Genomic DNA, 6241 nt, shown 5'->3' with positions numbered 1-6241 from the left:
CTGCAGCCACCGCAACCCTCCGACGGCTTCACCAACTTCGAGACCGAGCCTCTGCGGCCTCTCGCGCTGTCGACGGACGGCGGCCATCTCTATGCCTTGAACACGCCCGACGACCGCCTGGAGGTCTTCGCGGTGGGTGAGGGCGGCCTGATCTCGATCAGCGAGGTGCGGCTGGGGTTGCGGCCCATCGCTCTCACGCTGCGCAACGCGCAAGAGCTCTGGGTGGCCAACCACCTTTCCGACAGCATCAGTCAGGTCGACGTCAGCGATCCTATGCGGCCGCGGGTGCTGCGCAGCTTTCAGGTCGGCGACGAGCCGCGCGGCATCGTCGCCGCCGGCCCGGACCGGCGCTGGATCATGGTGGCGACGGCGCGGCGCGGCGACTCCCTGCGGCCCGGCATCGGGCGCGCGCAGGTTTGGGTGTTCGATACACAGCGCCTGAACGCGCCACCGACGATCCTGACGCTCTTCGGCACGAAGCCGCGGGCGCTGACGGTTTCGCCGGACGGGATGACGGTCTATGCCGGCATCTTCCATTCCGGCAACGGCACCACCAGCATCGGCGGCATCGAGGCAGCCTCCATCGGTCGTGCCCCGGTCTACAGCCTCGACGCGCCGCCGCCCCCCGACGCCCGGCCCAAGACCGGTGCCATCGTCAGGAAGACCGGCGGCCAGTGGCGCGACGTCGATGGGCAGGACTGGTCGCGGCTGGTGCCCTTCGAGCTGCCGGACTACGACGTCTTCGTAATCGACGCCTCCGGCGAGCGTCCGAAAGTCGTCGATCAGGTCAGCGGCGTCGGGACCGTGCTCTTCGACATCGCCGTGCGGCCGGGGGCGGACGCCGGCGGCCAGGAGGTCTGGGTATCCAACAGCGAGGCCCTGAACCTGATGACCCACGAACCGCGGCTGCGCGGAAAGTTCGCCGAGAACCGGATCACCCGGCTGCGGCGTAGCGAAGAAACCTGGGACCTGCGTGCGCAGCCGCTGAATGTGCATAGCGGCGAAAGCGCGATGCCCGCCGCCCCTGAGGTGCGGGCGCAGAGCCTGGCCCAGCCGCTGCAGATCGTCTTCGATGAGACCGGGGACGAGGCCTATGTCGCCGCCTTCGGCTCGGGGAAGGTGGGCGTGCTCTCCCCCTCGGGCGCGGTGACCGACCGTATCGACGTGGGCTTCGGGCCTGCGGGCCTTGCCTACGACGCGCGGCGCCAGCGGCTCTATGTGCTCAACCGCCTGGACGCCTCCATCTCGGTTGTCGATACCCGGCGGCGCCGGGTCCTGACCACGGTGCCGCTGCGTCACGATCCGACGCCGCAGGTGGTGAAGGCCGGCCGGCCGCTGCTCTACGATGCCGAACGGACCTCGGGGCAGGGGACGCTTTCCTGCGCCTCCTGCCATGTCTTCGGCGACCTCGACGGCCTGGCCTGGGACCTGGGGAACCCGGAGGGCGAGGTGGTGGCGATGCCGGAGGCGCTGAAGCACGACCTCTTCGTGCCGCGCCAGAATTTCCACCCCTTGAAAGGCCCGATGACCACCCAGAGCCTGCGCGGTCTGGAGGGCACGGGGCCTCTCCACTGGCGCGGCGACCGCTTCGGCCGGGAGAGCGCTGTGCCGGGGGAGGAGATCGCCAGCTTCAAGGACTTCGACCGCGCCTTCGTCGATCTCATGGGCCTGGCCGCGGTGCCGGAGGACCGGGAAATGGAGGCCTTCGCCCGTTTCGTCCACACCATCCGCTACCCGCCGAACCCCAACGAGGCGCCGGACCGCAGCCTGAACTCCCGCCAGCAGGCCGGCTTCAACATCTTCAGCGACGGCATCGACATCGACCGCGGCGTCCTGAGCTGCAGCGACTGCCATACCGCGCCGGCGGGCACCAATGGCCTGATCAATTTCGAGGGTATCGATGCCAGCCGCGACATGAAGACCGCGCATCTGCGCAACGTCTATCAGAAGGTCGGGCGCTTCAACCGCCCTGGTCCGCAGGTCTCCGGCTTCGGGTTGGTGCACGACGGCAGCATCGACACCATCATCAACTTCCTGAAGCTCGATGTGTTTCACATTCCCGGCAAGACCGCGGAGGACCGGGACCGGGTGAGGGCGGAGTTGAACGCCTTCGTCATGGGCTTCCACACCGGCATGGCCGCCTCTGTCGGGCGGCAGATAACCGCAGACGGTCCTTTGGATGCTGCGCAAAGCGAAGACCTCGACCTGCTGGTGGAGCGGGCCGAGGTCGGGGACTGCGACCTCACCGCCCGCAGCTATGAGGGCGAGGCGGAGCGCGGCTGGCTCTGGCAGGGGGACGGCTTCACCGCGGACAGGCAGGACGAAGGGCGGGTATCGCTGGAGCAGTTGCTGGCGCAGCGCAGCGGCCCGGTCACCTTTCTCTGCGTGCCGCCCGGCGACGGGCTGCGCAGCGCCCTCGACCGGGATCTCGACGGCCACCTGGACGGCGACGAGCTGCGCCTGGGCAGCGACCCGGCAGACGCCGGTTCGATCCCGGTCGTCGTTCGCCGGCCATGAGGATCGGTCACCCCATGCCTCGATCTCTTTCGACGCTACGGCTAACGATGGCGCTGCTGCTCGGCGGCGGGCTGCTGAGCGCCTGTGCGAGCCTGCCGGACACGCAGCCGGTCAGCGGCGTGCTCGGCGGCCTTTCCGTGAGCGCCGGGGTCGACTCCGACCAGGCCGCCTATCTGATGCGGCACTACCTCGCAGGCGAGCGTTTGCGTCCCGAACTGGACCGGCGCATCGATGCGGTCTATGCGCAGACCCCGGACCCGGAATTGCCCGACCGCGATCTGCTGAACCGAATCTCCGATGAATTCTCGGTCGACTTCGCGGCGATCTATTTCGCCGACCGGGTCAACCGGCTTCCTGCCAACCGGCTGTTGCGGGAGACCTATGAAGCGCATCTGCAACGGGCGCTGCTTGGCTACAACAAGGCGGCGGACAAAACCCTGCTGCCCCAGGCCGCGGCCTATGAGCTGATCTTCGTGCCGGCCTATCACTACGAGAGCCACAAGACCACCGGTGCCGACCTGGCCGACCCGCGCGGCGCTCTCAGCGATGCGGGTCTCGAGCCGCAGCTCGTCAGGACCGACGAGATCGGCTCCATCGACGTCAATGCGGAGGTGGTCGCCGACTACCTGCGTGAGCGCACCCGCCCCGACAGCAAGGTGATCGTTGTCAGCGCCAGCAAGTCGAGCCCGGAAGTGGCGCTGGCGCTCACCGCGCTCGAGCCGGCCTACGCCCAGCGGGTCAAGGCCTGGATCAACATCGTCGGGACGCTGCAGGGCACCCCGCTGGCCGACGAGGTTCTGGGCGACGGCCCGCTCTCGCGTTACCGGGTCTTCGTCGACGATCCGGGCATGCACAGCATGGCCACCGAGCGCCGCCGGGAGGCCTACAAACGCATCAGGACCCACGACGACCTGCTGATTGTGAACTACATCGGCATCCCCGTGACCAGCACCATCTCCCGGGAGGTGCGCGACAGCTATATCGTGCTCAGGCCCTATGGACCGAACGACGGGCTGAACCTGCTGGCCGACCTGATCGCGCCGAACAGCGTGACCCTGGCGGACTTCGGGCGTGACCACTACATGGTCGACGAGACCCTGAGACAGCGCACCATCGCCCTGGTGAACACGACGGTCCAGTGGCTGGAGTCCTGCAAGGCACGGCGGGGCCGGAGCTGGGTGTCCCTGACCGCGGTGACCGACTGCGGACTGGCATCGCGCTAGGATCGGGTCCGAAAAGGGGCAGGGCAATGACTGATCGCATCGCGCGGACAACGCAGAGAGGACCGGAAACCAGGCGGTGGCAATCGGTCTTCTGCCTGGTGGTCTGCGCGGCGCTTTCGGCCTGCGTCGCCCGGCCGGCGATGGTCGAGGAGGTGCGGATCGACAGCCGCAGCTTCACCTTCATCGAGGAACTGCTGGCCGGGCGGAGCGGAACGCCGCAGCGGGTCGACGGTGTCCTGGCGCTGCCGGAGGATAGGGAGGCGGGCGCTCCCTATCCGGCGCTGGTGCTGCTCCACACCTCCAACGGCCAGGGCTCCCAGGACTGGCTCTACGCCAAGCACTTTCGCGAATTGGGCATCGCCGTGCTGGCGGTCGACAGCTTCTCGGCCCGCGATGTCTCCCACACCGTGCGCGACCAGACCCTGGTCAGCACGGCCTCGATGCTGGCCGATGCCTACGCCGCCCTGGATTATCTCAGCGGTGATGCGCGGATCGACCCCGCGCGCATCGGCGTGATCGGGTTTTCCAAGGGCGGCATCGCGGCGCTCTACGCGGCCTATCAGCCGATCAGGGATCGGGCGGCCAAACAAGGGCGCGGCTTCGCCCTGCATGTCGCCTACTATCCCTGGTGCGGGATGCGGCTGCGCCGCTCGGTGACCACCGGTGCCCCGGTGCTGATCCAGTCAGGGGCCCTGGACGATCTGGTCCCGCCGAAACGCTGCGCCGAACTGATCGAGGCCACCGAAGGGCCGCAGGGTCCCAATCGCATGGAGCTGGTGGTTCATCCCGGAGCGCGCCATGCCTTCGACCACCCCATGCTCTCGCTCTTCGGGAACCTGCAGATTTCGGCGCCGTCGCCGGCCTCCTGCCACCTGGAGGAACAGAGCGACGGGGGCTTCGTGGAACGCAGCAACGGCCTGCCCATCAACAGCGAGAACCTCAAGGAGGTCCTGGCGCTCTGCAGCCGCGGCGGGCATGCCGGCGGCAACGAGGAGGCCACGGAACGCGCCTTCGCCAAGACCCTGGAGTTCCTGAGAGCCGCTGGCTTCCTGCCCTGATGGCCCGACCCGAAATGAAGCCTTGTCCGTCAGAGGCTCCTACTCTGTGACACTCCCAGACGTCATTGCCGGGCTTGTTCCGGCAATCCATCGAGGTCCCGGTCTCGGTCGTTCCATGGACCCTCGGGACAAGCCCGAGGGTGACGATTTGAGTTGAAGTTGTATTATTAAACTATTGAAACTAAATCATTTGATCTGAGGGAGATTTCAAGGTTTGGCGAACCGCGATCAGGCGAGGGTGATGCTGTAGGCGGTGTCGCCGGTGTCGCAGAGGGAGATGCGCCACTCCACCGGCCGGCCGTCAAGGGCCCGGGCCACGCGGTCGATCTCCAGCAAGGGGTGGTCCCGTTCGAGGCCGAGCTGGCGGGCGGCCTCGCTCCCAGCCGGCACCGCGCGCAACCGCTCCTCGGCCCGGCCGACGGTCACCCCGTAGTCCAGGGCGAAGAGGGTATAAAGTGTGTTGGGCAGGTCGCGCCGCTCGTGCAGGTCCGGGAACAGCCGGCAGGGCAGGAGGATCCGTTCGAAGATCGCGGGCCGCCCCTGGATCGAGCGCACCCTGGTGATCCTGGTCACCGCCTCTTCCGTCTCGATGTTCAGGCGCTGGGCTTCGTCCTTGCGCGCCTGCCCCGGGCTGCAGCGCAGGACGCGGCTTTCCGGGACCAGCGGTTCGCCGCCGCGGTCGGTCAGCTTGAAGAAGTGGAAGAGGGCGTGTTCCTGGTCGTGTTCGGCGACGAAGGTGCCGCGGCCCTGGCGGCGGACCAGCAGGTTCTCCGCCGTCATCTCGTCGAGCGCCTTGCGGACGGTCCCCTGACTGACGCCCAGCTCCCCCGCCAGTTGGATCTCGCTGGGCAGGAGAGCCCCGGGGCGCCAATAGCCACCGATCAGGCGTTCCACCAGCAAGTCCTTCACCTGCTGATAGAGCGGCTTGAAGCCGGGGAGCGCTGCGAGCTGTCGCGCCAAGCCTTGGTCCTTTCGTCCCGAGAGATCACTTTCGGAGAGAATTACCTCTTGTCTTATATAAGACATAATATATAGTTTTAGGTCTCCGAACAAGACATCCTTCGGGACGGACGACTTCGCCGGCCGGCAAGGCGGCCGCTTTGCGTTCCGGAGGCGCCAAAGAGATGCTCAAGGAAAGGGGAGAACATCCGAAGATGTCTGCACCTGATTTCATCGTGCACGATGCCGAAGATACGGTCGGCGTGATCGTGAAGGAGGGCATTGCCGCCAACTCGAAACTCTCAGGTTGGGTGATGGCCGACGATTCCCGGGTCGAGATGGACTGCATCGACGCCATTCCTCTCGGCCACAAGATCGCGCTGGGCGACATTGCCGAGGGCGACACCATCCTCAAGTACGGCAACGACATCGGCAAGGCCGTGGCCTCGATCGCCAAGGGCGGTCACGTCCATACCCAAAACGTCAAGACCAAGAGGTGGTGAG

At 67.1% G+C, this 6241-nt stretch carries 5 protein-coding genes; 4 read left to right on the top strand and 1 reads right to left on the bottom strand.

The window, feature by feature from the left end:
• From Q0996_RS03750 to Q0996_RS03740, 3 genes are all read left to right on the top strand, one after another.
• Positions 1-2517, top strand: a 2517-nt coding sequence (locus Q0996_RS03750; protein ID WP_299616142.1) for a YncE family protein, incomplete at its 5' end; no start/stop codon positions are given.
• A 47-nt stretch (positions 2518-2564) separates the two neighbouring features.
• Positions 2565-3740: a hypothetical protein gene (locus Q0996_RS03745; protein ID WP_299616140.1), complete on the top strand. Its 1176-nt coding sequence runs from the start codon at positions 2565-2567 to the stop codon at positions 3738-3740.
• 26 nt (positions 3741-3766) lie between these two features.
• A complete protein-coding gene (locus Q0996_RS03740; RefSeq protein WP_299616138.1) occupies positions 3767-4798 on the top strand; it encodes a dienelactone hydrolase family protein in 1032 nt (343 codons plus the stop codon).
• A 228-nt stretch (positions 4799-5026) separates the two neighbouring features.
• Here the strand turns inward: Q0996_RS03740 and Q0996_RS03735 are convergent, their stop codons facing one another.
• Entirely contained in the window at positions 5027-5758 is a 732-nt protein-coding gene (locus Q0996_RS03735) for a GntR family transcriptional regulator (protein WP_299616136.1), read from the bottom strand.
• A 194-nt stretch (positions 5759-5952) separates the two neighbouring features.
• Here Q0996_RS03735 and Q0996_RS03730 point away from each other — a divergent pair, with 194 nt between their 5' ends.
• Complete coding sequence (locus Q0996_RS03730; protein ID WP_299616134.1) at positions 5953-6240, top strand: UxaA family hydrolase; 288 nt, start codon at positions 5953-5955, stop codon at positions 6238-6240.
• Position 6241: the final 1 nt, after the last annotated feature.

The organism is Pelagibius sp., from assembly GCF_028289705.1.
Lineage (GTDB): Bacteria > Pseudomonadota > Alphaproteobacteria > Kiloniellales > Kiloniellaceae > Pelagibius.
Note: the sequence above shows the minus strand (reverse complement) of the source record. Positions and strands in the feature narration are given on the sequence as shown.

Bases quoted from the DNA above. Each gene is read 5' to 3' on its own strand.
- Q0996_RS03745 (WP_299616140.1), top strand. From the start codon at position 2,565: ATGGCGCTGCTGCTCGGCGGCGGGCTGCTGAGCGCCTGTGCGAGCCTG.
- Q0996_RS03740 (WP_299616138.1), top strand. From the start codon at position 3,767: ATGACTGATCGCATCGCGCGGACAACGCAGAGAGGACCGGAAACCAGG.
- Q0996_RS03730 (WP_299616134.1), top strand. From the start codon at position 5,953: ATGTCTGCACCTGATTTCATCGTGCACGATGCCGAAGATACGGTCGGC.